The 25,936-nt window shown below is 63.5% G+C and carries 29 protein-coding genes; 2 read left to right on the plus strand and 27 right to left on the minus strand.

Translation table 11 applies throughout. The features are described from left to right. The 10 genes from A3A5_RS0134485 to A3A5_RS0134540 form a co-directional block, all read right to left on the minus strand. Nucleotides 1–741 (minus strand): phosphoadenosine phosphosulfate reductase family protein, encoded by a 741-nt coding sequence (locus A3A5_RS0134485; protein ID WP_018314987.1) that lies wholly within the window; start codon nt 739–741, stop codon nt 1–3. Next, nucleotides 738–1,610, minus strand: a complete 873-nt coding sequence (locus A3A5_RS0134490; protein ID WP_018314988.1) for a hypothetical protein — start codon at nt 1,608–1,610, stop codon at nt 738–740. The genes A3A5_RS0134485 and A3A5_RS0134490 overlap by 4 nt, the downstream gene beginning before the upstream one ends. 4 nt (nt 1,611–1,614) lie before the next feature. Then, nucleotides 1,615–2,091: a hypothetical protein gene (locus tag A3A5_RS0134495; protein ID WP_018314989.1), complete on the minus strand. Its 477-nt coding sequence runs from the start codon at nt 2,089–2,091 to the stop codon at nt 1,615–1,617. A 73-nt stretch (nt 2,092–2,164) separates the two neighbouring features. Then, nucleotides 2,165–2,350, minus strand: coding sequence for a hypothetical protein (locus A3A5_RS0134500; RefSeq protein WP_018314990.1), 186 nt, complete (start codon nt 2,348–2,350; stop codon nt 2,165–2,167). Further along, nucleotides 2,347–2,706, minus strand: a complete 360-nt coding sequence (locus A3A5_RS0134505) for a hypothetical protein (protein ID WP_018314991.1) — start codon at nt 2,704–2,706, stop codon at nt 2,347–2,349. Before A3A5_RS0134505 ends, A3A5_RS0134500 begins: the two co-directional genes overlap by 4 nt. Beyond that, nucleotides 2,703–4,235, minus strand: a complete 1,533-nt coding sequence (locus A3A5_RS40445) for a hypothetical protein (protein WP_018314992.1) — start codon at nt 4,233–4,235, stop codon at nt 2,703–2,705. Before A3A5_RS40445 ends, A3A5_RS0134505 begins: the two co-directional genes overlap by 4 nt. Then, on the minus strand, nt 4,228–5,847 hold the full coding sequence (locus A3A5_RS39865; RefSeq protein ID WP_157637379.1) for a hypothetical protein: 1,620 nt from the start codon (nt 5,845–5,847) through the stop codon (nt 4,228–4,230). Before A3A5_RS39865 ends, A3A5_RS40445 begins: the two co-directional genes overlap by 8 nt. Before the next feature lie 60 nt (nt 5,848–5,907). After that, entirely contained in the window at nt 5,908–6,132 is a 225-nt protein-coding gene (locus A3A5_RS0134525) for a hypothetical protein (protein WP_018314994.1), read from the minus strand. Continuing rightward, nucleotides 6,129–7,298 carry a LysR family transcriptional regulator gene (locus tag A3A5_RS0134530; protein WP_018314995.1) on the minus strand — a complete coding sequence of 390 codons (1,170 nt, stop codon included), beginning with the start codon at nt 7,296–7,298 and terminating at the stop codon, nt 6,129–6,131. Before A3A5_RS0134530 ends, A3A5_RS0134525 begins: the two co-directional genes overlap by 4 nt. A 202-nt stretch (nt 7,299–7,500) precedes the next feature. Further along, the gene (locus tag A3A5_RS0134540) at nt 7,501–7,725 is read right to left on the minus strand and encodes a hypothetical protein (protein ID WP_018314996.1); all 225 of its coding nucleotides are present in this window, start codon (nt 7,723–7,725) and stop codon (nt 7,501–7,503) included. 637 nt (nt 7,726–8,362) lie between these two features. Between A3A5_RS0134540 and A3A5_RS39870 the strand changes: the two genes are divergently transcribed. Both A3A5_RS39870 and A3A5_RS39875 read left to right on the plus strand, forming a co-directional pair. Then, nucleotides 8,363–9,547, plus strand: coding sequence for a hypothetical protein (locus tag A3A5_RS39870; RefSeq protein WP_157637380.1), 1,185 nt, complete (start codon nt 8,363–8,365; stop codon nt 9,545–9,547). Then, a complete protein-coding gene (locus A3A5_RS39875; protein WP_018314998.1) occupies nt 9,544–10,992 on the plus strand; it encodes an oligosaccharide flippase family protein in 1,449 nt (482 codons plus the stop codon). Before A3A5_RS39870 ends, A3A5_RS39875 begins: the two co-directional genes overlap by 4 nt. On the opposite strand, the gene A3A5_RS0134555 is transcribed toward A3A5_RS39875, so the two are convergent. From A3A5_RS0134555 to A3A5_RS40465, 17 genes are all read right to left on the minus strand, one after another. After that, entirely contained in the window at nt 10,975–12,411 is a 1,437-nt protein-coding gene (locus A3A5_RS0134555) for a hypothetical protein (protein WP_018314999.1), read from the minus strand. The two genes, A3A5_RS39875 and A3A5_RS0134555, sit on opposite strands and share 18 nt — an antisense overlap. 8 nt (nt 12,412–12,419) lie before the next feature. Further along, nucleotides 12,420–13,268, minus strand: a complete 849-nt coding sequence (locus tag A3A5_RS0134560) for a hypothetical protein (RefSeq protein WP_018315000.1) — start codon at nt 13,266–13,268, stop codon at nt 12,420–12,422. Nucleotides 13,269–13,286: 18 nt separating this feature from the next. Then, nucleotides 13,287–14,372, minus strand: coding sequence for a hypothetical protein (locus A3A5_RS40450; protein ID WP_018315001.1), 1,086 nt, complete (start codon nt 14,370–14,372; stop codon nt 13,287–13,289). A gap of 11 nt (nt 14,373–14,383) precedes the next feature. After that, nucleotides 14,384–15,025, minus strand: a complete 642-nt coding sequence (locus tag A3A5_RS40455) for a hypothetical protein (protein ID WP_018315002.1) — start codon at nt 15,023–15,025, stop codon at nt 14,384–14,386. Between the two features lie 3 nt (nt 15,026–15,028). Continuing rightward, nucleotides 15,029–15,817, minus strand: a complete 789-nt coding sequence (locus tag A3A5_RS0134575) for a DUF6682 family protein (protein WP_018315003.1) — start codon at nt 15,815–15,817, stop codon at nt 15,029–15,031. Nucleotides 15,818–15,829: 12 nt separating this feature from the next. Beyond that, a complete protein-coding gene (locus tag A3A5_RS0134580) occupies nt 15,830–16,213 on the minus strand; it encodes a hypothetical protein (protein ID WP_018315004.1) in 384 nt (127 codons plus the stop codon). A 90-nt stretch (nt 16,214–16,303) separates the two neighbouring features. Continuing rightward, nucleotides 16,304–16,936, minus strand: coding sequence for a hypothetical protein (locus tag A3A5_RS43820; protein WP_198293201.1), 633 nt, complete (start codon nt 16,934–16,936; stop codon nt 16,304–16,306). A 405-nt stretch (nt 16,937–17,341) separates the two neighbouring features. Then, nucleotides 17,342–18,325: a N4-gp56 family major capsid protein gene (locus A3A5_RS0134590; RefSeq protein ID WP_018315006.1), complete on the minus strand. Its 984-nt coding sequence runs from the start codon at nt 18,323–18,325 to the stop codon at nt 17,342–17,344. Nucleotides 18,326–18,660: 335 nt separating this feature from the next. Then, complete coding sequence (locus A3A5_RS0134595) at nt 18,661–18,951, minus strand: hypothetical protein (RefSeq protein WP_018315007.1); 291 nt, start codon at nt 18,949–18,951, stop codon at nt 18,661–18,663. 3 nt (nt 18,952–18,954) lie between these two features. Further along, nucleotides 18,955–19,254 (minus strand): hypothetical protein, encoded by a 300-nt coding sequence (locus A3A5_RS0134600; protein WP_018315008.1) that lies wholly within the window; start codon nt 19,252–19,254, stop codon nt 18,955–18,957. A gap of 10 nt (nt 19,255–19,264) precedes the next feature. Continuing rightward, nucleotides 19,265–19,642, minus strand: a complete 378-nt coding sequence (locus A3A5_RS0134605; protein WP_018315009.1) for a hypothetical protein — start codon at nt 19,640–19,642, stop codon at nt 19,265–19,267. Nucleotides 19,643–19,659: 17 nt separating this feature from the next. Then, nucleotides 19,660–20,628, minus strand: a complete 969-nt coding sequence (locus tag A3A5_RS44235) for a hypothetical protein (RefSeq protein ID WP_018315010.1) — start codon at nt 20,626–20,628, stop codon at nt 19,660–19,662. Between the two features lie 83 nt (nt 20,629–20,711). Beyond that, entirely contained in the window at nt 20,712–20,948 is a 237-nt protein-coding gene (locus tag A3A5_RS0134615) for a hypothetical protein (protein ID WP_018315011.1), read from the minus strand. Beyond that, nucleotides 20,945–23,266: a hypothetical protein gene (locus A3A5_RS0134620; RefSeq protein WP_018315012.1), complete on the minus strand. Its 2,322-nt coding sequence runs from the start codon at nt 23,264–23,266 to the stop codon at nt 20,945–20,947. The genes A3A5_RS0134615 and A3A5_RS0134620 overlap by 4 nt, the downstream gene beginning before the upstream one ends. A 10-nt stretch (nt 23,267–23,276) precedes the next feature. Beyond that, a complete protein-coding gene (locus A3A5_RS39905; protein WP_018315013.1) occupies nt 23,277–24,800 on the minus strand; it encodes a hypothetical protein in 1,524 nt (507 codons plus the stop codon). Then, nucleotides 24,801–25,433: a hypothetical protein gene (locus A3A5_RS0134630; protein ID WP_018315014.1), complete on the minus strand. Its 633-nt coding sequence runs from the start codon at nt 25,431–25,433 to the stop codon at nt 24,801–24,803. Beyond that, nucleotides 25,426–25,932 (minus strand): hypothetical protein, encoded by a 507-nt coding sequence (locus tag A3A5_RS40465; RefSeq protein ID WP_018315015.1) that lies wholly within the window; start codon nt 25,930–25,932, stop codon nt 25,426–25,428. The genes A3A5_RS0134630 and A3A5_RS40465 overlap by 8 nt, the downstream gene beginning before the upstream one ends. Nucleotides 25,933–25,936 lie beyond the last annotated feature (4 nt).

Raw genomic sequence — 25,936 nt, forward strand, 5'->3', positions numbered from 1 at the left:
TCAGTCCTCGTTGATCGTGAGTTCGCGGTCGAGGTGCGCCACATGCGGGCGCAGCGCGTCGGCCACGAGGGTCAATTTGCGTTGGTATTCGGCATACTTGGCCGGGTGGTGCTTGGCGAGGTAGGCAGCGCGGCCCTCGTCCCACCAAGCCGTGCAGGTCATGCAATCGAGCGCGCCCTTGCAGCCTTCCGCGTAGAAGCGCGGCGCCTCGACGCCCATGGCGTCCAGCGCCAACATCACCTGCTCGGTGGTCCAGCTTTGGATGGGGTACAGCAGTTCGATCCCGTCATGCACGTCACCGGATCGCGTGACGGGCGCGGCATAGTCGGTGTCGCGCTGACCGCGCACGATGAGCGTGATGCCGTCTGCCTTCATGCGCGCCTGCATCGGCAGCATGATCGTGCGCGCGCAGCAGTCGTAGCGGTCCTGCAGTCGCGGGCCACCCGTGTGAATCCGCCCGATAGTCGTCGCGCTCGTCGGGATCAGGTCGGAGGGCAAGCCGAATTCGGCACGCACTTCCCCCACCACGCCATCCACTAGCGCGAGGTGCGGCACGAGGTTGGCGATCTCCCGTACCAATTTCTGCGTCTCCGGGAAGTCGTCGCCGGTACGCAGGTGGTAGACCGTCATTGCAGCCCAATACGGGCGCAGCAGGTGCAGTGCACAGAGCGAGTCCCGCCCGCCCGAGAACTGGAAGGCGATGCGCTCGTGGCGCGCGAAGGCGGCGGCGATGTCCGTCACAGCAGCAACGCCCCCGCGCCGACGGCAGCACCTGCCATGCTTCCCATCGACTGGTTATTGGACGAGGCAGCCTGCACACCGAGGTTCATCGCGCCGACGGTGGAGTTGTTCGCGCTGATCGCCGTATTGGCGGCGTTGATCCCCATGCCGTAGGCGCCGGACACAGAATTGCCCGCCGCCAGGGTGTTGCCGATGCCGGCACCAGAGGTGCCCGCCGCCGCCGAGCCTGCGCCGACCGCGCTGGTCAGGTTCTGGCCGGCGGTATTGGTCATGTTCCGACCGAACGACGCTGCACCGGCCCGCAGGGCGATGCCCTTGTCGCGCGCCGCGGTGCGGGCCCCGGTCATGCCGGCCGCCGTCTGCGCCGCTTGGGCAATGTCCGTCATCCGGTTGGCGCTGGCGAACTTACCCGAGTTCGGGTTGACGCCCATCGCGGTCAACTGGCGGTTCGCCTGCTCGCGCTGGGAATCGAACGACGCCGTCATGTCCGCGCGTGCGGTGCCGGCCTGCTGGTTCTGGTCGGCGGCGGAACCGTAGTCCATCGCCTCCTGCACCATCTGCTTCTCGACGGGCTGGAAGGTGTCCTTGTAGTAGTCCCACTGCTCGTCGGAGCGGTCCTGCGCCTGCCGGGCCAAGTCCATCTGCTGGCGCGAGGCTTCCGACGAGATGTCCAGCGAGTTCTTCAACGACGGCTGCAGGTCGGCGTATTGCTGCTTTTGGAAGGCCAGATTGTCATCGGCGGATTGCTTGGCCAACTCGGCGGCCCGCTCGTTGGAAGCCGCAATGGCGCTGGTGTCCGGGGCGCTATCGCTGCAGCAGTACAGCGTGAAGCGCGGGGCGAGGAGGCGCAGAAGATTGGAAAGGATCATGGAGCTATCCTCGTGCGGCCTTTTCGGCCTCAAGGTTGAGCAGGTACCGATCGAACCCCTCCGCATGCCAATGCCGTCGCGCCTCAGGCAGCGCCTTGCGCGCGTGCTCGAAGCCGCCCACCAGGAACAGCGACTTGACGAACACGTTGATGTAGTCGGAGCGCGTGATGAAGGCGATTTCCTTGTCGGTCCTCGACTCGGTCGCCTCCATGGCATTGGCCGCCATCCAATTCAGGATGGCGTTGTCAATGAGGGGGTGCAGTTGCGCGAAGTGCGCGCGGTAGAAGGGATTGGCGGGGAGCAGGACCAACGCGCTGCGGAACGCTCGGTGGATGTCCTCGTCGGAGACGGGCTTGTCCCGGTCAATCAGGTCGTCCCAGGCATGGAGGACGTCTCGGAACAGCAGGTTGAAGGCGACGGCCGCCTCATTGCCGAGCAGGAAATGCTCGAAGAACTCTTTGATGCTTGAGAATGCGCGCATTTCCGCCTTCGTGGCCGAATGAGCCGCACTCTATCACGATACTTACCTGCGATAAGTATTACTTTCGCAACAGTCAGGGCCCCTCCTCCACCTTCGGGTAGCGGTCCTTGACGGCCTTGATCGGCTCGTAGAATTCCGGCACCTTGGGAAACTCGCCGCGATCCATGGCGTGCCACAGCGCGTCAAGCTGGTCTTCCACGGGGAGATAGGCGGCTTTGCGCAGCGGCCCATGGTCGGGGCGGTGTCGGATGACTTTCATGGAACGCTCACAGTGAAAGTGGCGTCGAGAACAGGGAAGGCCTCGACGGTGATCGTATGCTCGCCCGCCAGCAGGTCCAACTCGACAGCCGACTCGTCGTGCCCATACCGCTGGCCGTCGATGATGATGGTGCATGGCACCGGCAGGCCGGTAAGGATTGTGCCGATCAGCGTTGCGGTGTTCTCGGGGCGCTCTAGGATTTCGCCGCCCGCGACGTAGTGGCGCAAGTCATCGCATGCACCCACAATCACCGACTCGCCCGGATGGTTGGCTTGGATCTGCACCATCTCTTCAGGGCAGGAGCCATAGCGCAGAATTCGCCCGGCTCCGTTGTAGACCGCGTATTGCGAATTCATCGCTTCGTCTCCAGTAGTACGATTGAACGTTTGGCACTGGTGAAAGTGGCGCCTGTTGATCGAAACATCAGACTGTAAGTATGTGACCCACCACCGGGAGTGTCTGACAGCACCGCTGCAACTCTTGTCCAAGGGAGGCCGGCTGGATCGAGAAAGTTCTCAGCCCATATATTGGTTCCATCTCTATCTAGCCACACCTCAATGATGTCGTCCGTCGCCGTCAAGCTGAAACTAATGAACACTGCGATAGGGGCGCCGGACGAGGTGATTGTGCAAGACGCTTCGTTGAAAGTGCCTGAGCCGCGAGTCGATTCTGCCGCAGAGTACCCACTGACCGGGATCGTCACAGCATTGCCGGCGATCTTCAGGGTATTAACCTCTGCATCCCCGATCTTGGCGTAGGTGATCGCCGCGTCCGCAATCTTGGCCGTGCCGATATTTGCGTCGGCGATCTTCGCGGCAGTGACCTGCGCATTGCCGATCTTGGCATTGGTGATAGCGCCGTCGGCAATGTTGGCGGTGCCTACAGTGATGGTGCCGAGGTTGCCAGAGATCGCCGACAGCGACGTCACGCTGATCTTGTCCGCCGTGATGGCGCCCGCCGCCACCTTCCCCGCCGTCACCGCGCCAGCCGCCAGCACATCCGTGGTGACCGACCCCGCGGCGAGCTGCCCCGCGGTGATGCTGTTCGCCACCAGCTTATCGGCGGTGATGGTGTTGGCCGCGATCTTGTCGCCGGTGATTGTGCCCGCCTCAATCCGCGCCACATCGATGAAGCCCGCCGTGATCTTCTCGGCCGAGAGGTCCGCAATGCGCGCGTCATCGATGGCCGCCAGCCCGATCATGGCCCTGCCGATCGTGCCCACCTTGATGAAGGCGTCTCGGATGTACGTCCCCGCGGGCACCAGGTAGCCGTTGATGACGGTTGGCTCCGCCTGGATGACAAACGGCGTGGTGGAATCCCCCGTGAGGATGTCCATCACATAGCCCGGGTCCAGGCTCGTCTGCCCCTGCGTGCCGGCCACGGCGTTGTAAGGCCCGACCACATTGGCCCGCGACACGGCGCGCACCCAGTAGTAGAGCGACCGCCCGCCCCCGACCGAATCCGCATAGACCTTTCCCGGCGTCATCCCGACGCGCGAGGCCAGGCCGAGGTCATCCACCTCTGCGCGCCAGATCTCCGTGTAGGCGTGGTTCGGGTAGGTGGGCTGCGTCCAGGTCAGCAGGATGCTGGCCAGCCCGCCGGTGGCCTCCAAGTCCGTGAGCGCAGGCGGCGGCGTGAGGTCGCCGAGGGCGTCAGGGTCGATGGAGATGCCAGGCAGCCCGCCGGGGCCGATGCCGCCCTGCCCCGGCAGCTTGACCGTGAAGCCATCCATGCCCTGCAGCATGCGCAGCGTGACCCCCATGTCCAGCTGATCGCCCCGCTGGCCATTGCGCACTTCCACCGCCTCCTTGAGCGCCGAGAGGAACCCGCGCAGCGCGGGCGAGGCATCCGTCGGGATTGCGCCGATCGAGGGGTTCTTAGACATTGGCCAACTCCCCGATGCTGTTGGCGACAAAGACCGCCGTGACCGGGTTGGTGCCGGTCAGCTCAATCTCGCAGATGCTGTAGCGCCGCGGGGATGGCAGCTTGAAGGGCTCGCCGTTCGTGACGCTGCGCTCGTGCAGCAACGTGCCATCGGCAAAGAGGCGGAACGTGACCGGGTAGGCCGTGGCCTTGACCTGCGCAACCGCAAAGTTGGACGGCTTGAGCAGCAGGAACTTCTTCGAGCGCCAGAGGTAGGTGAGCAGCGCCGCCCCGCTGGCGGCCCAGCGCTTGACCGTGTTTCCGACGGCGAGATACAGCCCGCCGCTGCGCAGATCGAAGTACCCTGCGGTGGCGTACAGGTCGATCTTGGTGAGCGGCGCGCGGCTGTCCTGCGGATCGAGGATGAATCCGCCCTGCACCGTGCCGGCGTCGTAGAAAGCGAAGTACTTCCCATCCCAGCCGTAGGCGTGGATCGAGGCCGGGTTGAGCGCGTCCCAGTCCTCCTGCGACAGCAGATCCTCGGTGAGCACCCGGGCCGTGCCGTTGCCGATCAGGGCCAGGCCGTTCGGCGCGGCATAGATGACACCCGCATCCACCTTGACGATGGAGCGCGCCGAGATGCACGAATGCGGGAACGACTGGATCGGCTGGCCGGATAGCGAGGTGGTATCCGTGCCGGTGTAGGCGTAGGGGAAGCCATCGGTCAGCACGATCAGGGTCTGCTCGACCACCGCGCCGCCGATGATCTTGTGCGGCACGGAATCCCGCAGGCTCGAAGGCCACGCATAGCCCTTGTATGGCTTGCAGGCGCACACGTCCGAGCCAGAGAACCCGACCATCCCGCCATTGGGATAGGCCAGCAGCCCGAACATATCCGCCGGCGGCATGTCGTTGTCGATCGCCGAGAGCGTCTCGCCCAGCGCAGTGCCGGCAACGTTGTCGGTAAAGGTCGTCTGCGCGGCCGGGATCTCGGCGACGAACAGCAGCGCACCGTTGTCCGCGCTTCGGTAGAGCCGCTTCGTCGTGATGTTGAACGCGCCCGACGGCGGCAGGTCCAGGCCCGACAGATCGACGGTCTGGCCCTCGTAGACGGAGACCACATTCGATGCCAGGCTCGGTGTGCCCTCCTCGCTCCAGCCGGTCACAAAGGTCATCACGTAGACGCGCGACTGCTTGACAGTGGTGGTCACGCCACCGGTGCCCTCGACAGCAACCGGGGCGGTATCCGGCGCCGGCACGCCGAGGGTGTACGCCGCGACGGGATACCCGGTGCCGCCGGTGAGCGCCAAGGCCGAATCCGTGACCTTAGGCACCCCGTCACCCGTGAAGTACGTGCGCTCGGTGGTGTCGCCCGCCACCTGCCCGCGTACGGCATTGACGACCGTGGTCCAGTGGAACCAGAAGGTCGCATCGCCTACCACGTCCTGACCAAAGCGGTAGATTGACTTGATCGGCCCAGGCTTGGAGAGCGTGGCAATGTCGGCCGTGCCAGCCCAGCCGCGCAGGTCGCCGCGATTGAAGCGGCAGTTCTGCGCAATCTGCGCCGCGTTGTCAGGCAACTCGGTCGGCTCGAACAGCGGCATGATACCGGTTGGGACTTTGATAGCGAGCATAGGCAGCACCAAAGAAAAAGCCCCGCTCAGTGGCGGGGCTTGGTGTGGGGCGGGAGGGGCTTAGGCGAGCGTGATAACCGGATCGCCGAGGGGGTTCGCCGGCGGCTCGGCGCTCTCTGCCCGCGCGGCAGCGACACGCTCGGCGAGGCTCTGATTGGCCGTCCCCTCGATCAGCGCGATCAGGCTGGTGATGTGCTCGCGCTGGCGGATCAGGCCTTGCAGGACGATGTTGACGTCGGCCGGCGAGAGGTCGGGCAGTGCAGCGAGGATGGGGGACTGGCTCATGCTGCACCCTCCGACAGCATTCCAACGTCGCAACGGTGCCGCTCGATCTCCCCGTGCTCGCGGTGATGCACGATCAGACGCATGTCGCGGCCGGCTCGATAGCCCTGCCCTGCGTGCCAGGCATCGCGCGCAGCCAGCGTGCGGAAATACTCGACCACGCCGCCGCGGTACTCCTTGGAATCCTGGTGGTGGACGTGCCCGACATACCAATATCGGTGCCCCGTCTCACCCCAGTCCTGCGGGCGGTCGGCAGCCATCAGGCTCACCATGTCCGCGCCCTTGATCGTGTCGCCATGCGTCGAGCCGATCAGCACCTTGCCGAATCGGTAGTACCAAGCCACGGCCGGCGACAGATCCACCTCCACGCGCGGCTCGTCGTGGAAGTAGCACGAGAGCATCAGCGCGAGCGCGTAGGACGAGTGCCCATCGTGGTTGCCGCGGTTGACGCGCACCACCACCTTCTGGTGCCTTTCGAGCAGGCGGCGAACGCAGTAGAGCATCGCGCGCAGGCCGACTTGCTGGACCTTGGCCCAGCGCCCGTCCACATCGAGCTGGTGGCCGGATTGTGACTGGTTCTTCTGATTATCAGCATGGAATGCATCGCCGAGGTTCAGCAGCAATGCCGTCTTAGCGGGCGGCGCGCTGGCCACGAGGCGATCCACCGCGCTGCACGTAAGGCGCTCGGCAATGCTGAGGTCGAAGTCCTCTCCCGCGTCCTGCCACCAGGCGTACATGCCAAAGTGCGGGTCGCCCTGCGGGTAGACGCACAGCAGATCCTCGTCAGCCACCTTGGGCGGCTTCGTGATCGGCGCGAGGCCCTTGACGCCCTCGGCCATCGTAGCGGCGAAGTCCCGCATGATTTGCTCGAAGCGCTCCGGATCTTGGGCACTCTTCACCCACTGCCCGCGCGGCTTGCCTTCCTCGTCATAGTAGGTCGACACCCCCTTGACCATGAACCCGTCGGGCACCGTACGGGTCATGGCGTGTTCCGGCGAATACCCCGCCTTCGCCGCCCGCTTCCGCAGCGCCACCATGGAGTCATTCACCGCAGTCTTGCCCACTCCCAAAGCCCTGGCCGCCTTCGTGCCGCTCCCGTGCTTCAGGATGGCCTCAAGATATTCCAGTTGCCGCGGTGTCGCCCACTCGCGCAGTCGGTCATCAATCATGGTATTAGCTGCTCAGTCGTTGGCGGAATTCACCGCAAGCGGGCGAGGACGGCTCGCACCTGGGAAACTGCTGGATGGGCTGATAGAGGTCATCGACCCCAAGAACAACAGGCGGATACCGGCGGCATTCGCCCAACTCCTTGCAGAAGTAGGCGCACGGGCCGCAGCTCGGCCGGGCTTCGGGCTTCTTGCGTGCCATGGCTCAGTCCGGCAGCGCAGCGTTCGCACCCACGCCCGGCTCGATCGACTTGACGCAGTGGTCCGCCTGGAACCAGTTGAGGAAGCGGCAGAGCACGCAGCCCCAGCGCTTTTCCTCGCGCATGGCCTTACCGGCGCGGCTTGAAATCGTCTCGTCCGGGTCGCCGCCGAGCACGGCATTGGCGCCCTGGTCGAGGGCGATGAGCAGGTTCCAGAGGTATCGGCGCATGGGCGTCTCCTTTTGGGCATGAAAAAACCGCCCGAAGGCGGTTGAGGGGGAATCGTAGGCCGGTCTGCCTATCCGGGCAGCACGGTAACCGGCTTTGGGGTTGGTAGAGATGCTAGTGGTGGGAGGGGCAATTCGAGTCGCGCGGCGCAAAAGGTCGCGCCCAGAAGGCGAACATATCCCACCTGCTATGATCCCTCGCTCGAACAATGCGAGGAAAAATGATGCTTTCGGCTATATGGAGGCTGCTCGATCTTGCACGGTCGACACAGCATGGTCCCGCACCCACAGCCCCAACGATGCAATGCGAGCAAGCCTTTTTTGATGGTGTGCGAGCGTTTTACGCAGGCCTACGCAAGGCAGATAACCCCTACTGGCAAGGAAGACCTCATCTACGGCAGGCCTGGGACAACGGATACGAATACAGCGATTGCCTCGCTCGACCGTGGTGACTGTAGATGCTCAATTCGAGTTCAGGCCGATCGCATGCAATCCCCCACTTGGAAGGGATTGATGCATTGAGCACACAGGTAGAATCCCTTGTGGCGCACGACGAAACCAGAAATGCGCGCCGATTCAAGACCAGAACCTCAAGGGTGAGCTGGTACAAAAACGGATCACAACAAATAGGGGTCCATCAATGCAGAAAATTATCGCGCGCCTTGGTGAAACCAGAGAGGGTGGGCGCGTCCGACGCCAACTGAATTTCTCGCATGGTGAGATCTGGTGGGACATCTCTGGACCCGATGAAGCCCTACCGCCGCCATTGAGTCGCCATGACATGGCGGCGACCGCTTTGATTTTCAAAGCGATGCACATCGGCCATTCGCTTCACATTGATGGCCCTGTATCCTCGTCGCTGCTGGAAAACCTCGAAAACTTCGTAGCAAGCTGGGCAGTCTGGCGCCCTGACCTGTATAAGCGCGTGGGCATCACCGCCACCGAGATTGTCCGGGACGATCAGCCGGCCGCCGGCGCAACCGGCAAAGCTGTAGCAGCATTCTCCGGCGGAGTTGACGCATCCTTTACCCTCCTTAGGCACGCGAGGGGTGATGTTGGGTTGCGCAGCAAGAATCTTGTCGCAGGCGTCCTCATTCAGGGGCTGGACATTCCGCTAGACAAGAACGACGCCTTTGACAAGGCCGCCATCTCTGCGGCCGACAGTCTTCGATCACTTGACGTTCCCTTTGCAACGGTGCGGACAAACTGGAAGTCGGTAGCGTGCACTCAATGGGAGATGGAGTTCGGCACCGCCGTGGCAACTTGCCTCCGGAATTGGCTCGGTAAGGCCGACACCGCCCTCATTGGCTCCGATGAAGACTACTCCCGCCTTGTTCTTCCATGGGGCGGAAATCCCATCACCTATTCAATGCTCTCCTCGCGAGACCTCACGGTCGTTTATGACGGCGGCGAGTTTGCGCGCACGGAGAAGGTCGAATATCTTAACTCCTGGGCCGCAGGCGTGCGCAATTTGCGCGTTTGCTGGGAAGGCCCGATCACCGGCGAAAACTGCGGATACTGCGAGAAGTGCGTGCGCACCAAGATGAACTTCCTTGCCGTCGGCGCAAGGCTGCCTGCGTCACTGCCCGGCCATCTGACGCCATGGCGAGTGTTGAACGTTCGCGCGGGGAACGACGGCCAGGTCGCACTCCTCAGCGAGATCTACGACATCGCAAAAGACAGGCAGATTGACGCGCCTTGGGTCACGGCTCTCCACTACTCACTGACCAAGAATCGCCTCATGAACTCCGCGCGCCGCTTCAAAATCCTCAAGTCGGCTTGGAAATTTACCAAGTCTCTAGGGCTAAGACCGGCCACACAGTGAATAGGAAGTCGCTATCTGCGGCGGTCCCGTGGGCGGCATTTGATGCCGTCGCGGCTGCCGCTCTCAACCTGTTCACGATTGCCCTGCTCTCAAAAATCCTCAGCCCCCGGGATTTTGGGCTGGTCGTCCTCGCGCAGTCCGTCGTCGCAGTTGTCCAGCTCGTGGGTGGGCTCGGGCTTCAAGACGCCATTGTTCAGCGCAAGCAGATCGACCAGGCATGTCAGGACAGCGCCTTCACGACATCAAGCGTCATGGGGCTCGTCGGCTCCGTCGTCTGCGCGCTAATCGCCGCCATTCTCGCTAGGGCGGGCCAGGACACAACGCTTTGCTACGTGATCCTGGTGGAAGGCCTATCCTGCACGCTTGTTGGCATCGCCACGCTGCCAACCGCGATCCTCACGCGCTCCTTGCGGACGAGCACTCTGGCGAAGCGCACTCTCGTTGGGCGACTGTCCTATCTGCTTGTCGCGACACTTCTCGCGCTGTCGCATTGGGGGCTATGGAGCATCGTCATTGCCAATGCGGTGCAAAACCTTATCTGCACCGCAATGGTATGGCTATCTATCGAGAACAAGCCGAAGCTGCGATTCTCATGGGCGCACACGAAAGGCCTCATTGCGTTCGGCGCCCCCGTCATGCTTGAGGGAGTTCTATGGTCCGTTCTGACGCGCGTTTTCAACGTCCTGGTGGCCAGATACCACGGCCTTGATGCGCTCGGGTTCCTCAACATGGCAATGAGGGCCACCGACGCTCTTGCCGGGATAGTCCAGTCCGTATGTAGCAAGGTTGCCCTGCCGATGCTCTCGCAGCATCAGGATGACCCGGGGCGACTTCGCCTCTCGTTCATGCGGGCTACGGAACTGCTCTCCTTCATCTCTTTTCCGGCCTTCCTCGGGCTTGGCGTCACCTCTGACCTGTGGGTGCCTCTACTCCTCGGGCAGCAGTGGTCCAATGCCGTGCCGGCGGTTCAGTTGCTATGCGTGTACTGGGCCGTCATGCTTGCGCGGATGTTTGTCGCATACTGCCTGCGCGCCGTCGGGAAGACCACTGTCTACCTACTTCCAGCGGGAATATCTGCCATCACAACAGTGGCCGCGGTAATCCTCATGTCCGGTATGGAGCCCATCTATACGGTCTACGCTTGGGCGGGCCGCCTCATCATCACCGTGCCGATCGGGGCGTATTTGCTCCTTCGCTTTACCAGCATTGATTACCGGAGCCAGTTTTCTCCACTGGTGGGGCCAGCATTTTGCTCTGTCCTTATGATCGCGGCGATCGTCTGGCTCCGGCATTCATACACGCCCGCCAACAGCTACTACCTGCTCCTCGCAGAGATTCTGATCGGCATGCTGTCATACGCCGTGGTTGCCGCAGCGTATTACCACAGGCTTACGTCGCAAGCGGCCCGCGCCCTGCGGGCGCGATTCTTAGCCAGTGCTAACTGATTTGAGAATCAGTCGGCGCGCAATAAGGTCGCTCACCTTGAACGTTACAAGCGCTCCGGCTGACACCGTGAGTGGCGATGCACGCCCACCGAGATCAATATTCCCCGAATTTCCGAAGGCCTGGGTAGTTTGGCCTCCATTCGCAATCAGTCGAATCGTAAGCTCCTGATTTGGTAGCATCTCGCAACTGATGTTGTTGATCTGCGTTGCAGAGCACTGAACCGCGGGAAATTCCGTGTGGCCGGTGATTAGCGTATCGGATGTTGCGGCTGCAAGCTGCTTGGTAATGCCGCTAGAACGTCCAACGAGCGCAGTTCCAGAAATCGTGTTCGGCCTCGGGTAGAAATACAAGACGTTGCTGCCGATGGCGATCTCATCAAAGGCACCGAGAATGGTATTGCCACCGAATTCGGCGCCAACCGCATTCCCCATATACAAAAGGTAGCCGCTGCCATCTCCTACGGAGCCTGCATTGGCAAATCGGTTTCGCTCCACGACATGCCCAACCCCCCCGCCATCCAATCGGACGGATTCTGCCAAGTTCTCAAACCAGTTGTCATCCACATGCACCTGACTGGCGCCATAGACATCGATGGCTCGTCTCGCATTCTGGAAGGTGCACTTGTTCTTGAACGTCACATTGCCAGGGAAGACGGTATCCGTGCTCCGACCGTGTCGGGCAATCGTTCCAACCCGGTTCGTGCTCACCCGATTTTGCAGGGTGCACGAATCAAAGGTCACCTGCCCGTGCTGCCCCCGCATGTCCAGGGCGTAGCCGGTCGTGCCCTCAACGTTCACATCGACGTCGATGAAGTTGACGAACTGTTGCGGCAGCAGTGCGCTATTGTCTAGTGTGCCAATGGACTGGATGCCGTTGTCAAAGAAGTCGATCTGGATGTCAGAGAACGACGAATTCCATAGTCCGCCGGCATTACCCTGAGCCGCTAGTGGCTGCGCGACGAACTGCATAGCAAAGCATCCGGCATTGGTGGGCGCCCCTGCCGATCCACCTACCATCCGATAGCTACTATCATTTAGGAACTGGATGGCACCGGGCACAAGCTTCTGCATGCCCCCAGCCAGGCCAGCTGCCGCAATGAACTGTGTAGCTCGCGCACCCTGCCCGAACATTGATACGTAGGCTTGCCGGAGAATGGACGAAGCGATGTAGAAACTTTCGTCGGAGAACTCGAGAGCCCAGCCTGTAAAGTTGTTGTGGTTGTGGAGGAATAGCAGCGCAGCGTTGATCTCCACGTCATCAGCGACCCCGTCACAGATGACGTCGCAGCCCGAGCCTTGGCGCCCAACGGTATAGCGCATGCGCCTGCCAATCTTTGTCCCGTCGGGGAACTGGGCATATTTTTGTTGTCGGCCACTATCGGTCCCGACTCGCGCGCTGGGAGCGTCAAGGATTGACATACATCACCTCACGAAATAGTAATGGCCGGCTGCACAGTGACAGAGCCGTTGGCGTCGCGCGTCACAGCGGGTTGCGTGACGGTCTTGGTCGTGGTGCCGAAGTAGGTCACGTGGTACGCATCAATGGCAGGCGTCACGCCATTGACAGCATCCGTTGTGAATACGCCGCTGGTGCCGTCCGGCCAGGTGATATTGGCCGACAACAGCACGTTATTGCTGTCGCGCGTGACGCTGGATAGCGAAGCGAACGAGCTACTGGCCACCCATGCCTTCAGTCGCATGTTCAGCCAGAATCCGGTGAGATAGTCCCGAATCTTGGCGACCGTCGTCTGCAGTAGACCAGCCCCACGACTAGCCGGGATCGTTTCCGCGCCGGTCAGCGTGCCGGCGTCCGTGGCGGTGCCGTTGGCGATGGCGGAATTCGCTGCGGCAGCTGCAGCAGCGGAGCCGGCTGCGGCTGCGGCGGATGTTGCCGCATTGCCGGCCTGTGTGGTTGCCGTGCCGGCCTGACTGGTTGCAGTCGTCGCTGATGTGGTAGCGCTAGCGGCTTGGGTTGTCGCAATGCCAGCCTGTGCGGTCGCCGTGTCGCGCGCCGTCTCAGCACCTTGGCGCGCGGCTACCGCCTGCGTGGCACTTGCCGCCGAGTCACTCTTGCTCTGCGCTGAGGCGATTTGGCTGGCGCCAGCCGCGTCACGCGCCGTAGCGGCGGCGGTACTGGCTGCGCTTGCTGTGGCGGCAGACGCTGCGGCGGCCTCCGCGAGGGAAACGCGCTCCAGGTATTTGAGGTTGGCCTCAGATTCCGCGAAAGTAGGCGTCCGCCCGAGGTCGCCGCGAAGCAGGAGGTGATCGGTTTCCATCGAGTCTTCCGTGGTGGGTTACAGGCTGCCGTAGGCGGTGAGCACCCAGGCCGCGCCGTCATAGGTGGCGCGAGCCCATTGGCCGGGGTTCAGGTACTTCAGCGCAGCGACACCCACCAGATCGGCGCCAGCCGCGGCAGCGGTGCGGGTGACATGCACGCGATCACCAGTCGCCGGGTTCGTCGTGTTCAGGGTGACGGTGCGCGGCGCAGTGATCGCTACGTCATAGATGACAGTGGTATCGACCACTCGCCCGGTGGTCACGTCGGCATTACCTGGCTTCGTGACGGTCGGCACGATCGTGCCGGCACTTGCCGCCGCAGCCGCGGCGCTCGCTGCCGCCGCCGTAGCACTCGCCGCAGCATTCCCTGCCTGCGTCGTTGCAGTGGTTGCTGAACCTGCGGCTGCCGTTGCGCTGCCCGCTGCCGCCGTGGCGGAGGCCGCGGCATTGCCGGCCTGCGTCGTGGCCGTGGCGGCGCTGCCCGCCGATGCCGTCGCCGAGCCCGCCGCAGCCGCGGCCGATCCGGCTGCATTCCCCTCAGACGTCGCCGCATTCACCCGCGACGCCTCCGAGGCATTGGCACTGGTAGTAGCGGACTGCGACGAAGCGAGGGCTGCTGCAGCTTGGGTACCTGCACTGGCGGCGCTACCTGCCCCTGCCGTGGCACTTCCTGCGGCTGCAGTCTGTGCGGCTTGCGCTGCTACCTTGGCTGCGGTGGCTTGGCCCACCAGGTCGGAGGCCAACCCGCTCACCTCTTCAAAGAACTGCTGGAAGTCCGCCTTCGGCTCTGCAACCAACTCGGCAATCTCATCGAGATTGGCCGACGGCGCATCCGGGACGACAGCCAGCGCGCTATAGGCCTTGAGCCCGCCCGTCGGCGAAATCTTGATCTTGTACGAGGAGCCCGCCGCACCAAGGACGTTCGGGAACAGGCTCAGCGTGCATTCGCCAAAGGCATCGGTCACGCCCTCCACTTCGCGCGGCACCGCGAAGCCTTGGTAGATCTCATACCGGTCCAGCTTCGCCGTGACCTTGGCACCGACAACTGCCTGGGCGCCCTGGTCATAGAGCCGCACGAGGACGGCGCATGTTGGAATGCTCATGGGGTCTCCAGTTATCGGCCGAAGCGCACCGAATAGACGGTGCCGGTACCGCTCACGCCGTCGTTGAGGCGGTCCGCGCTGGCCTTGTCGCGCTCAGTCACGTAGAGGGTTTCGTGGTAGCCCGCCTGCTCCGCGCTGCTCCAGGCCTTGCTCGGCATCGCCATCAGATCGGCCTTGGCGCGCTCCAGCACGGCCCGGCGCCAGCGCGAGGCGATCGCATCGGGGATGGTGGTTGCCGTGGCCTTGGGCTTGAGCGCCACGCGCACGGTCAGCGCCAGATCGGCGCCGGCATTGAGCGGGATCGGATAGAGGCGAAGCTCGCCCCACGTGACCATGTTGTAGAACCGCGGCGCGCCCGTGGCCGTCTGCCAGGCGGCAAAAATCCGGGAGATCTCCGGCACGGTCTTGGCCGTCAGTTCCACGCCCGGCGCCCACACCTCTCGGACCATCACCAGATCGGCGCCGGTGGGCAGGTCCAACTCATAGACCGCCTTGTTGTCGAACACCAGAATGGGGTCAAGCCACTCCATCCACGCTTGGGTGTCTTCGCAGAACTTGATTGCCGCCTGCACCACGGCGCGGCGCACCGTGAATTCCGGGCAGGACTCCACGTCTGCCATGATGTCTGGCAGGAAATCGTCAATCGCAGCCATGGATTACCTCGCGGCGGCGGGCACGGCCGGGTTGAGCGGCAGCACCTGCAAATTCGGGTTGTTCCCGGTCAGGGCCTGCACCTGGGAATTGAGCGAGGACAGGAACATCGACGCGAACGTGTTGGCCAGGCCAGCGTTGGTCGCGTATTCCGAGTCCTTCATGTAGGCGCGGGCAACGACGTAGTTCACGAGGTCATCGAGATACTTGTCGTCCACGCCAATGACCCCGGCGTCGCTCCCATCCTTGCCATAGCGAGGCGTTCCGGACGTGCCGGTATTGGGGATGGGTGCCGGGTTGGCGAGATAGCTCGCCTCGACCCACATCGCCGGCGAGGCCGGGACTGCGGGGTAGACGTAGAAGTACTTGGGCGTGCGCGGGTCGTAGACGAATGCCTCGACCTTCGCGCCCGTGGTCGTGTGCCAGTTCGGGTTCTGCGCGTCCAGCACGTCGCGCGAGATCACGCGGATGGCGCGGCCCGGCGTGAGACCGTCGGCGCCCATGTTGCGGACGAGCTCGTTCAGCGCATTGCCGTGGACGGTGGCCGGCGTCGAACCGTCACCGGGCTTGACGTCCGTGCTCGCAATCGTGTCGAGCGATTGCTTGGTGCCCTGCTTCAGCTTGATCGCATCAACGCGGGCCCCGGCGATCGGGAGATACTTGGCGATGGCCACCTGCCCGTCATCGAGCCAGCCGACCAGCTCACGCTCGGTCCAGCGCACGAATTGCGGCTCGGCGTCCAGCAGCAGCGTGGAGACGCGAAAGAGCGCGTCACGGATGAGGACAGATGGCATCGCCGCGGCTCCTTACTGCACTGCGCCGTGGTACGAGTAGGCGAAGCGCGGGACGCTGCCCCTCACGATGCCTTCCTTCGTGTGGGTGTAGGTATCCTGCACAGCGTTCTGCAGGATCTCCAGAACCTCGACGGGAATCTCGACCATCGCATTGCGGTGGATCGAGTAGGCGTAGCCGTTGAGCGAGATGTCCACAGGCAGTTTGCCCATGTCGTCGGCGCCGCTATGGATCGTGATTCGGGCCTTGCGGCCGCACAGTTCAACGTCGTGGCCGACGCTCTTGACGGCGACGGGCGGGACGTTCGGGGTACCGGCCTGCACGCCAGCCGGCGCGGTTGCCATCTGGTCCTCCAGGTCGATGACGGTCGAATCGGTATTGGTGGGGGTCTTTGCCATGGTGTTGCCTCTCGTCAATGAAAAAACCCGCTTGCGCGGGCTTGGTGGGTGAAGCGGAAATGAAAAACCCCGCAGGAGCGGGGCTTGGGGTTACGGCATGTCAGGCCAGTGCCTGTTGTGCTTTCTCAGGTTGTCAGGCCCGGAAAGAACCTGCAGGTTGAACTCGTTATGCAGGCCGCAGACGATCTTGCTTATCAACGGCACGATGTGGTCGACGTGGTGAACGATGCCGGTCTGCTTCGAGATGCATTGCGCCTCGGCGTAGAACCGTCGAACCTTCACAAGGTTTGCCCATGCGACTGCAGCATTGCGTTTGGCAGCACGGCGCCGCGCCAGTTTCTCGTTCTCCTTCTCCGCGGACTGACGGGTGTATCTCTTGCCAGTTGCGGATACAAAGACACGACCCTCACCTGTCCACATGGGGTTCTTGTCACCGATCATTCTCGCTGACCGCCTTGCGATCGCATCGGGATCGGCACCACGACACTCATGGGAGCAGTAGATTCGCCGGCCAGCGTGGCACTCATGTTCCCTAAACTGCTTGCCGCACCATTTGCATGTGAGCGTCTGAATCTCGCCATCGCGGCCGTTGTAGGCCTTGCGAATCTTGTAGCCACACTCAAGCGAGCAGGTGCGAACATGACTGAGGCTCGGAGGCAGACTGAACTCCTTCCCGCACGCCTCACAATCACGAGTCGTTGCTGCCTTGTTGCGCGCATACATGCACGCCTTTGAGCAGTAATCCCCCTTGTCGCTCGCCTTGGGCCGGAACTTGGTGCCACATGTTTTGCACTCACGCTCAACCCGGCGGTTCTGTACCACGTGCCAGCATGCCTTCGAGCAGTACAGGCCCGCTCGCGCCGTTGGGTCGACGCGGAACGTCACGCCGCAGTGGGCGCATTCACGATGCAACTCCGGACGGCGCGGCTTATACCTGCACGCGTTCGAGCAATTCAGCTTCGGATCGCCTGGCCTGGCAACATAAAAGGCCGCTCCGCACGTCTTGCACTGACGTTCAATTTTCCCTTTCGGGGCCTTCTCTTCCGCCACAGATTCCCTCCACCATTGCAGGCGGAGGGAATCTTATGTCACGCGCCTTTATGCTTCAAGACGCATGGATACAACACCTTATGCCGTGCAGGCGACCTCTCCCCGGCAGAGCCAAAGGTCCTGCAAGAGGATAGCCCCCTGCATAGTTTTCCAGGCCACGTGGCCACGTTGCGCCAGCGGATCCGAGTCCGACGGCTTGGCGTTGACGACCATCGGGGTGATGGCGAACGCGCCCTTCAGCGCCACGATGCCGTAGGCGTTGGCGGCCAGGAACAGCACCGGGTACACGTCCGCGTTGGTCGTGTTGCCCGACAGCATCGTGCCCGGGGCGCCGCCAGCCGACAGCCACGGCTCGAATATGGTCGACGTCACGTAACGCACGTCTTCCACCTTGCCCAGCTCGTTCTCGTACGGCGTGATCGAGCCGTACTTCTCGGCCGGGGTGAAGCCCGCCAGACCGCGGATGTCCGATTCCAGATCGGGGTGGACCAGCGCGATGTAGGCCGGCGCCACGTTCTCCGTGCCGAAGCTCGGCGTCGAGCGCACGATCTTGGTGATCGGGCGGCCGTTCTGACGCTTCAGCGCGCGGGTGGCGCGACGCTGCAGGGTCAGCGAGATCGGGGTGTTCACCGCAGCGCGCGAGGCGCCATTCGCATATTGAACATTCGTGCCAGCCTTTAGCACGCCGAAGCGGACCTTCTCCACGATCTGAGCGGCCTGCTCGCCCAGCAGTTCGGTGGCTTCCGCCAGCACCGGATCTTCGTGCGTGTCCTGCACGATGTCGGTGATAGTCGTTTTATCGCCGTACTGCGAGAGCGTGAGCGATACGTCGGTCGAGTTGAGGGTCTGACCAGCGGGGGTCACGCCTTCGGTCAGCGCAACCGGCGTGGTCGGCAGCGCGTTGTAGCGACGGAAGACGATGGTCTTCGAGTGGTTCGCCGGCAGCGGCTTGGCCTGGCCGAACTTCTCGATGACCAGGAACGGGATGCCGCGCTTCAGCAGGTCTTTCGACGCATAGGCGGCGGTACGGGGCGAAATATCGCCGTAGGCAGTTTGTGCCATGGTGGGTTTCCTTTCAGGAGATGAATCGAGGGGATGGACTTCGAGTCAGCATTCGCCGCGGCCGGGCGATGAATCCGCCGGCTCAGACGAGGCCGTGAAAGGAGCGCGCACCTTTCGTATGCAGTCCGTTCGCCATGTGCGGCGCCTTGCGGCGTATCGCGGCGTTGGCCTGCGCAATCGGTGTTGCTGGCTCCAGGTTCCGCCGTTGACGCTGGCGGGGAAGCGGTTGCCGGTGATTTGCTTGCCCTGCGCACCGGCACGCAGGGGAGGCAGTCTGTGCTGCGGGACTGCCGCAGAAAGCGGGAGGGTTTAGCCGATTCTTACGGCCATGAGCACTAGCAGATGAGCGTGCCAGGGGCTCCCGGGGCGACGCCGGTGCCGGGGTTGGGTGCCAGCAGGTAATGCGGAGTCCACTGCCGCGACGGCCATGCATCCGGCAGAGGCCTCGTCGCCGGCTCCGCGATTGCCGGCCCAATGACCGGCGGCGTTCGGACGGCTGGCGTCACCTTGTTGAAGACCGTCGCCAGATGCTCGCGGATGGACTTCCACTGCTCCGGCGTAGGCGGCGTGTCGCCGGTCAGCTCGGCGAAGCCTTGCAGCCAGTAGGCGAATTGCTCGAGCGTCATGGCTTACTCGACGGCCTTGCGCGCGACGTAGCCCACGCCGGCAGTGATGCCCACCGATGTCAGTGGCACCACGTCCTGCGGCTCAGGCGTTTGCCAGGACACGTACCCGTTGACCGAGACCGACACGTCCTTGCTGTCGTCGTCGGCCAGCAGGCTCAGGGCCGCGTCGACATTGGCCAGCACGGCGGCGCGATCGCGCGCATGCACGGGCTGGTGCGCCACGACATCCGCATCGAACTTGGCGGCGATGGCGGCCTTGGCGGCTTCCTTGGTTTCGGCGACAACGCCAATCGAATAGCTCATGGTTCGCTCCTTATTCGGCGATGGCCTGCGTGGCTGAAGCTGCGGCTGCAGCGGCAGAAGCGGAAGCGGCCTCAGCGGAGGCTTGTGCGGAGCCCTCCAGGCTCGCGGACGTGGTGAGCACGTGCTCCGACGGCTCAGTTTCCGGAAGCTCGGCCGGTTCGTCGGTCACTCCCTGCCCGACGGCAGCCAGCGAGAACGACTGCAGCGTCACCGGCTCGGGCGCAGTTTCCAGCGCGACCTCGGCGATATGCAGGTCGTTGCCCGCGTAGACGTGGAATTGGGCCGCCTGGCCCGGCTCGATGCGCTGCTCGCCGCCGGCTTCGCTGGTGACCACGATGGCGTGGTCGGCGTGCGGATTGCCGTGGGAAATGGTGATTGTGGTGGTCATGTTGGGTTCCTTGAAGATCAGGCCTCGTTGAAGGCCCTGAGGAAGTCGTCGTTGCCCGACGGGGCGACATCGGCCGGCAGGCGCAGGCCCGACGAGCGCACGCCCTCGGCATCGGCAGCGTCATCCCACGGGTCCGTTTCCTCCACGCCAGCGTTCTCGGTGGCGTTGTCGGGCTTCATGTCGGCCGGTGCGCGGGTGTCAGCCTGGGCGGCGCCGGCTTCGTTGGCCTTCTTGAAGCGGTCCAGCAGACCATTCACTTCGCGTGCGGTGCCGGTGGCTTCGATGCGCATGGCGTCAGCCTTGTCACCTTCCGGCAGACCATCGCGCCAGGCGCCGAACTCGGGCGACTGGTAGGTGTCGAAGAAGTCGCCGTGGCGGTCGAGGATTCGCTCGAAGTGATCGCGCACGGCGTTGTCCTTGATGCCGGCAACCAGGTCATCGATGTTCTTGTTCACCGCGCCCACGGAATCACCCGCGGCGCGGCCGCCGAAGTGCATGGCGATCTTCTTGATCGACTCCACGAACTCGGGACCAAAGTCCTCGGTCATCTGCGCGATCGCGGTCTTCACGTCCTCGGGCTCGCCCTCGCCCTCGCCTTCGCCGGCTACGTCGATTTCGATGGTCGGCTGATCGCCACCTTCACCGCCGGCAGGCTGCATGGCAGCTTCGCGGGCATCCAGTTCGGCCGCACGCTGCGCCAGTTCGGTTTCACGGGCCTTGAGGCGCCCTTCCCACGAGCGCTCGCGCTGGGCGTCGGCTTCGCTCTGCGCGTCAGCGGCAGGTGCGGCGTCGGCAGCCGGAGCAGCATCAGCAGCAGGCGCATCGACAGCGACTACAGCCGGAGCATCGCCGCTTGCGTTATCGCCATCACCGGCCGGCACTTCCTCGGGCGGCATGATGCCGAAAGCCTCGTCTTCCGACGGCGCCGCGGCGGGCGCCTGGTCTTCGTTGAACGCGGTGTTGAAGTCTTCGTCTTGCTTTGCCATCTGGTTATCTCCGTCGGCTTTTCAACAAAAAAGCCGGGGAGTGCCCGGCTTCAACTGTCCTGCTTGGCGCAGGGGTCAAACCTTCAAACCTTGGGGAACGGCGCTTCTTCCTGATCCGTCAGCACCCGGCGCAGGGCGCGCAGTTGGGCCGCGGCGCCTTGCGTGCGCGCCAGCTTCTCGGGCAGCACAATGCGCAGTTCGTCGTGGTAGACCGCATCCATGGCATCGAGCAGATTCAGCAGCGCCAGGGCGGCTTGCGAGCGGGCAAAGCCCTGCAGCTCGCGCGCGGCGTCCATGGCGACTTCACGGGGATCGGTCATTGCGGGGCCTGCTGCGGTTGCTGCGGCTGTTCAGGGGCGGGCTGCCCGGGCTGGGCCTGCGGCGTCGTGCCTTGCATCTGCGCGATGGTGGCCAGCGCTTCGTCGGTCTTCTGCTCGGCGTGCTGCAGGATCTCGTCGCCTGCTGCCGCTGCATGGGGGTTGGCCGTGGCGATCGCACCGGCTTCCAGCGCGCGGGCGGCGGTCTCGACCTCAACCTGCTGCGTCACGGCGCGGACGCGTGCGGATTCGGCCAGCATGTGCTGCGCCTGGCGCATCAGACGCTCGGCGTCGGCATTGAGCTTCGCGGCAGTCGCCTGAGCCTGCGCCAGTACTGCAGCGGCTTGTGCCTCGGCCAGCTTCTGCTGCATCTGCGCCGCTTCGTTGTTCTGCTCGCCCTCCACCTCTTCCTTGGTCTTGACCACACCAGTCAAGTCCAGGGCCTCGGCCTGTTGACGCAGGAGTTCGTCGCGCTTCACGAACGGTGCATCCATCGGGTTGCCGGTGGCGACACCGAAGGCTTGCAGTTGCTGCGCCCGCACTTCCTTGGCCACCAGCGACGCGGCGCCGGTTGCCTTGATGTCGTAGTCGCCCTTGACTTCGTCGTCCTTGCTGAACTGCATGTTCCAGCGGTACAGCGCGGTGATGAACGGGACTGTCACGCCCTCGTCGTAGTTGCTGACCTGATCCTTGAAGACGATGGAGCTATTGCCCATCAGCATCGAGAGGCCCGAAGCGGTACCGGCAGCACCGGCCGTCGGGTTGTCGCCAGTGACGTACTTCGGCACCGCCGTCGTCTCGTCGGCGTTGTTCTCGAACATGGTGGCGAGCTGGTTCAACTCGGTGATGCTGTTCGGGATGGTGTAGACGCGCAGGGCCGGTGCCACTGCGTTCTCATTGGAGCGCGTCCAGACCTTGAACGGACGAATGTCACGCGGATCCTGCCCGGGATTCAGCAGGCCGGTGTTCGCCTCGATCTGCGGGCCCGCCGTGATGGCCGCGTTGTCCAGCATCATGCGCACGCTCGCATTGAGCATGTCCTGGTCGTCACGCATGATCGTGGCGATACCCTCGCCAAAGATGCTGGTCTCGTCCTTGTCCAGGTAGTAGATGTGGTACGGCCACAGCACGCCGGCGATCGGCTGGATGCTCGCCTTGATGACGTCGCCCGTGGGCAGCAGCCAGATATTCGTGAAGAACGTCTCGATCAAGCGCTCGTCGGGCACTTCCACGCCGCATTCGCGCAGCGAGGCGCCATCGATCCAGCCCCAGCGCTCCAGCACGTCGTACTTGCCGGTGCGGTCGGCAATGGCGGAGGCTTCCCGATCGCCCATGGAGCGCAGTTCCACGTCGAAGGGCCGCGCCTCGGCGGCGCCATCCGGACGCGATTCGATGTACTCGCGGATCTTCTTCTTGTCGAACTTGCGGCGCCTGGACAGGTCCAGCAGTTCCGTGCGCGTCATCGGGTGCAGTTCGTAGACGTACCGGCACGACTCCAGTTCGGTCGAGCTCATGTCCGGGTAGAAGTGCCACAGTGGCACGTAGTCCACGAACGGGGCGATGTACGTCTCGGTCTTCATCACCCAGCAATAGCTGACCTTGCCCGTCTTCTCGTCCTTCTTGGTTTCCCGCACAAAGCGCTGACGCACCTTGCGCTCAACCAGGGGCGCCTTCAGCACGCCCGTACCGTACAGGTTGCCGCTGTGGATGACCTTCTTGGCCTGCGCCTTGTAGCGCGCCTCGATCAGTTGGTCATCAATGAGGGCCGCCATCTTCGAGGAGGCCTTGGCGCACGATTGGCGCACCGCCTCGTCAAGCTGGTCCTCATTAGGGGGCTGGCCCATCGAAGCCTTGAGAAGTGCAGCGAACTCTTGTCGCTGCTCCGGCGCTACGGTCGGACTCGGGGTTGGCTCGATGGACCAGTTTCGTTGCGCGTTGGCCGGAAACAGCAGATCGGTGATGCGTGCATCGACCGTCTTGACCTTCACGCGAGTCTTGCGGACAAACGCCTTGGAGCGGTTCTTGTCCAGATTGGCGATGACTTCGGGATCGTAGATCCCCTTGTACTGACGCAGGTCGCGCAGCCAGCGCTCTTCCGTGAGCTGGCGCTCGATCCTGGCCTGGTTGAACTCGGCCAGCAGCTTCGGGCCGATGGCCGCCAGTTGCTCGAACGAAGGCGTCGGCGCAGCGTCATCGAAAGCGCTCTCGGCTGCCTCGGCATAGGCCACTTGATCCTGGCTCGGTACCGGCGGATTATCACGAGGGTGCGCGGACACGGGCGCCGCAAGCGGCTCGTCGTCCAGCATCAGGTCTTCTTGCATAGGCTAAGCCTCAGTATCCAGCGGTCGATGCCGCGGCGTGGCCGCTGCTGCCGCCCCATGCGTCATTGCCGGCGTTGCGGGGAATGACCGGACGGGCGAAGGTGAGTGCGAGCGCATCGGCAAGGTCAGGAGACCGGATGCCGCGCTTGCGCATGTCGTCTTTGCTCTCCACCAGCTTCAGGCCGTTGGAGTTGTGCTTCCAGCCCGGGGCGGACAGGTCGGACATCAGTTCCGACGAATTGGGCAGCCGGCAGGGAACGTCCTCCAGCCACTCTTTCATCGTCCACCACATCTCGGCGCGCAGATTCGCGTAGACGTCGGTGCGCGCCGGCTTCTCGGCGGAGTTGACGCCGATAACGGGAATGTTCAGTTCCTTCAGGCGGTCCACGATGCCGGAGCCGATGCCGATCTTGTCGACAAAGAGCGCGTCTGGCTCGCGGGACCGATAGAGATCAGCCAGCATGCCGGCGATTTCCATCGTGCCCTTCTTCTTGTGCGTCTCGATGCGCGTGACCATCCGGCCGCGGCGGAAACAGATGGCAGTGCGGTCGTCGCCGTACTCAGCCGGGTCGCAGCCAATGACCGTCACGGCGCGCGGACTCTCGATGAAGTCGGAGTTCACGGCACGCGCGACCATCGTCGGCGGAATCAGCGGGTTGGCCGTCGAGGACTGGAACGCGAGCGACGGCACCGCCGGGTATTCCTGATCGAACAGCCAGGCCATGCCTTCGCCGTAGGTCCGGATCTTGTTCCGGCGCCACTGCATCTGCTCCATGTCCAGCCCGTAGGCCGTCTGGTATTCCAGTTCGTCCTTGCTCAGCTCGAAATTGGCCTGCAGCGGCGCGCGGTATTCGTCCTGCCAGAACCAGGGCACGAAGATGGCCAGCCATTCGCCGTCGCCCTTTTCGGCGTCCTGCCACATGGCATGAAACTGATTGCCGATGCCGTTGGCCGTCGACTCGAGGATGATCTCGGTCCCCGCGGCGTCCGCCACGGTGTTGCCGATACCCGCCAGGTGCATCGCGGCGTTCTGCCAGAAGCCAAACTCAGAGCCGTGCAGCAACTGCGCCGTGTTCGAGCGCCCTACGTCCTGCGTGCCGGCCGTGGCCAGCTTGTAGCCAGAATCCAGCACATCGAACACCAGTTCCTTGGCGTTCGTCGCGCCCGTGCTCGGCGGCAACGGGTTGTGCTCGTGATAGCGCTTGACCATCCCGAACAGGTTGTCCGTCGCCTTCTGCTCGTGAGCGACGATGAAGGCCCGGCGCCCCTGCGCCATGCTGGTCTTCCAATAGAAGCGACCGGCAATGTAGGTCGAAGCGCCCTGCTGCCGCCCCTTGAGAATCAGCACACGGACCTTGCCGGTCTCGCGCAGTTGCTTCTCGATCAGTTCGTGGATGTACTGCTGCGCCCGGTTCAGCACAAACGGGCGCTTGGTGCCAACCTTGTCGAGGATCTTGAGGCAGTGCGGCGCGTAGATGCGAAACTCGTCCCGCAGCTTCTTGATGAGCTGCGCCTCGGTGCTGAGGACCGCCACTTACTCGGACGCCTCGGAAAGGCTGACTTCGCGGAGGAGCTTTTCGAGCGGCGACTCTTCCTTGTCCTTCGCATCGATGCCAAAGGCTTCGCGCTCCAGCTTGATCAAGGTCGCCTGCGTCCGCGACATGCTCTCCAGCGAGGAAACGCGGCTCGGCAGGCTGATGGCGCGCTGCAACGCTTTCGCCGTGCCGACCTCATCACCGGCAGCCAACATCTCGGCGGCCCGCTCGTACTCTTCCTTGCTCTCGGTCAGCGCCTCAAGCTCGTCGGCGATGGTATTGGCGATGCGACGCAACCGGCCAATGTCCTTGCGGTGCTCGCGCTGGACAGCAACCTTGACCTCGGCGCCGCCCTGGACAATCTCCTCCTCCGAGGCGCGCTCGGTTGCCGACTTGCCACCCCGGGGGAGCCTGGCAACCTCCGTGGCAACAATATCTCTGGCAAGCAAATCTGCCGCGCGCTCGTTGGTTTTCTTGGCGAGGTCGCGCTGCCAGTGGTTGGCCTCCGCATACTTCTGGATTGCCGTGTGCGAGATGCCATGTTCCTTGGCAATCTGGCGCACAGACTTCACATTGGGGCGATAGTCCTTGTAGATCGCATCCCAGTCGATGTCACGCTTCGGCTTAGCCACGATCCGCCTTCTCGCGCTCAGCGATCAGTTGGGTGACCAGCAGCAGCTTGAACAGCGTCTTGGTCTGCTTGATGTGCGGGAAGTACACGGGAAGCACATCCGCCGCACGACACGACATCTCGATCAACTGGTCATCCTGCTCATTGCCGGTAGACGAGAACATCAGCACCTTGCGCACCTTCTTGGGCGCACCGGTCGACATCCCCATCTGCGTGGCATAGCAGACAACCTGGCCGATGCCTGCCACCACATCGCGCACGCCACACCCGCCATCCTTGGCTTCGACCACCGTGGCCGTACCGTCGTCATGGAACAGCGCCAAGTCGGCACGGCCGCGCGGCAAGGGAAACTCACGTTCAGCAACAGAGAATTCCGGGATGCCCTCATCGACAAAGGCGCAGCCGCCGTCCGCGAAGATACGCATCTGGATCGTCGCCACGAGCGACTTCTCGCCGCGGCTCAGAAGGACGTTGCGGATATGGTCAAAGCCTGCAGCCATAGCT

The organism is Cupriavidus sp. UYPR2.512 (assembly GCF_000379565.1).
Classification (GTDB): Bacteria; Pseudomonadota; Gammaproteobacteria; order Burkholderiales; family Burkholderiaceae; genus Cupriavidus.

Bases quoted from the DNA above. Each gene is read 5' to 3' on its own strand.
- A3A5_RS0134495 (WP_018314989.1), bottom strand. From the start codon at position 2,091: ATGCGCGCATTCTCAAGCATCAAAGAGTTCTTCGAGCATTTCCTGCTC.
- A3A5_RS0134580 (WP_018315004.1), bottom strand. From the start codon at position 16,213: ATGGCAAAGACCCCCACCAATACCGATTCGACCGTCATCGACCTGGAG.
- A3A5_RS39870 (WP_157637380.1), top strand. From the start codon at position 8,363: ATGCAGAAAATTATCGCGCGCCTTGGTGAAACCAGAGAGGGTGGGCGC.
- A3A5_RS0134575 (WP_018315003.1), bottom strand. From the start codon at position 15,817: ATGCCATCTGTCCTCATCCGTGACGCGCTCTTTCGCGTCTCCACGCTG.
- A3A5_RS0134505 (WP_018314991.1), bottom strand. From the start codon at position 2,706: ATGAATTCGCAATACGCGGTCTACAACGGAGCCGGGCGAATTCTGCGC.
- A3A5_RS40455 (WP_018315002.1), bottom strand. From the start codon at position 15,025: ATGGCTGCGATTGACGATTTCCTGCCAGACATCATGGCAGACGTGGAG.
- A3A5_RS40465 (WP_018315015.1), bottom strand. From the start codon at position 25,932: ATGGCTGCAGGCTTTGACCATATCCGCAACGTCCTTCTGAGCCGCGGC.
- A3A5_RS0134540 (WP_018314996.1), bottom strand. From the start codon at position 7,725: ATGCGCCGATACCTCTGGAACCTGCTCATCGCCCTCGACCAGGGCGCC.
- A3A5_RS0134590 (WP_018315006.1), bottom strand. From the start codon at position 18,325: ATGGCACAAACTGCCTACGGCGATATTTCGCCCCGTACCGCCGCCTAT.
- A3A5_RS0134525 (WP_018314994.1), bottom strand. From the start codon at position 6,132: ATGAGCCAGTCCCCCATCCTCGCTGCACTGCCCGACCTCTCGCCGGCC.
- A3A5_RS40445 (WP_018314992.1), bottom strand. From the start codon at position 4,235: ATGTCTAAGAACCCCTCGATCGGCGCAATCCCGACGGATGCCTCGCCC.
- A3A5_RS40450 (WP_018315001.1), bottom strand. From the start codon at position 14,372: ATGAGCATTCCAACATGCGCCGTCCTCGTGCGGCTCTATGACCAGGGC.
- A3A5_RS0134500 (WP_018314990.1), bottom strand. From the start codon at position 2,350: ATGAAAGTCATCCGACACCGCCCCGACCATGGGCCGCTGCGCAAAGCC.
- A3A5_RS0134560 (WP_018315000.1), bottom strand. From the start codon at position 13,268: ATGGAAACCGATCACCTCCTGCTTCGCGGCGACCTCGGGCGGACGCCT.
- A3A5_RS0134490 (WP_018314988.1), bottom strand. From the start codon at position 1,610: ATGATCCTTTCCAATCTTCTGCGCCTCCTCGCCCCGCGCTTCACGCTG.
- A3A5_RS0134530 (WP_018314995.1), bottom strand. From the start codon at position 7,298: ATGATTGATGACCGACTGCGCGAGTGGGCGACACCGCGGCAACTGGAA.
- A3A5_RS39865 (WP_157637379.1), bottom strand. From the start codon at position 5,847: ATGCTCGCTATCAAAGTCCCAACCGGTATCATGCCGCTGTTCGAGCCG.
- A3A5_RS0134595 (WP_018315007.1), bottom strand. From the start codon at position 18,951: ATGACGCTCGAGCAATTCGCCTACTGGCTGCAAGGCTTCGCCGAGCTG.
- A3A5_RS0134600 (WP_018315008.1), bottom strand. From the start codon at position 19,254: ATGAGCTATTCGATTGGCGTTGTCGCCGAAACCAAGGAAGCCGCCAAG.
- A3A5_RS44235 (WP_018315010.1), bottom strand. From the start codon at position 20,628: ATGGCAAAGCAAGACGAAGACTTCAACACCGCGTTCAACGAAGACCAG.
- A3A5_RS0134605 (WP_018315009.1), bottom strand. From the start codon at position 19,642: ATGACCACCACAATCACCATTTCCCACGGCAATCCGCACGCCGACCAC.
- A3A5_RS0134555 (WP_018314999.1), bottom strand. From the start codon at position 12,411: ATGTCAATCCTTGACGCTCCCAGCGCGCGAGTCGGGACCGATAGTGGC.
- A3A5_RS0134615 (WP_018315011.1), bottom strand. From the start codon at position 20,948: ATGACCGATCCCCGTGAAGTCGCCATGGACGCCGCGCGCGAGCTGCAG.
- A3A5_RS43820 (WP_198293201.1), bottom strand. From the start codon at position 16,936: ATGTATGCGCGCAACAAGGCAGCAACGACTCGTGATTGTGAGGCGTGC.
- A3A5_RS0134620 (WP_018315012.1), bottom strand. From the start codon at position 23,266: ATGCAAGAAGACCTGATGCTGGACGACGAGCCGCTTGCGGCGCCCGTG.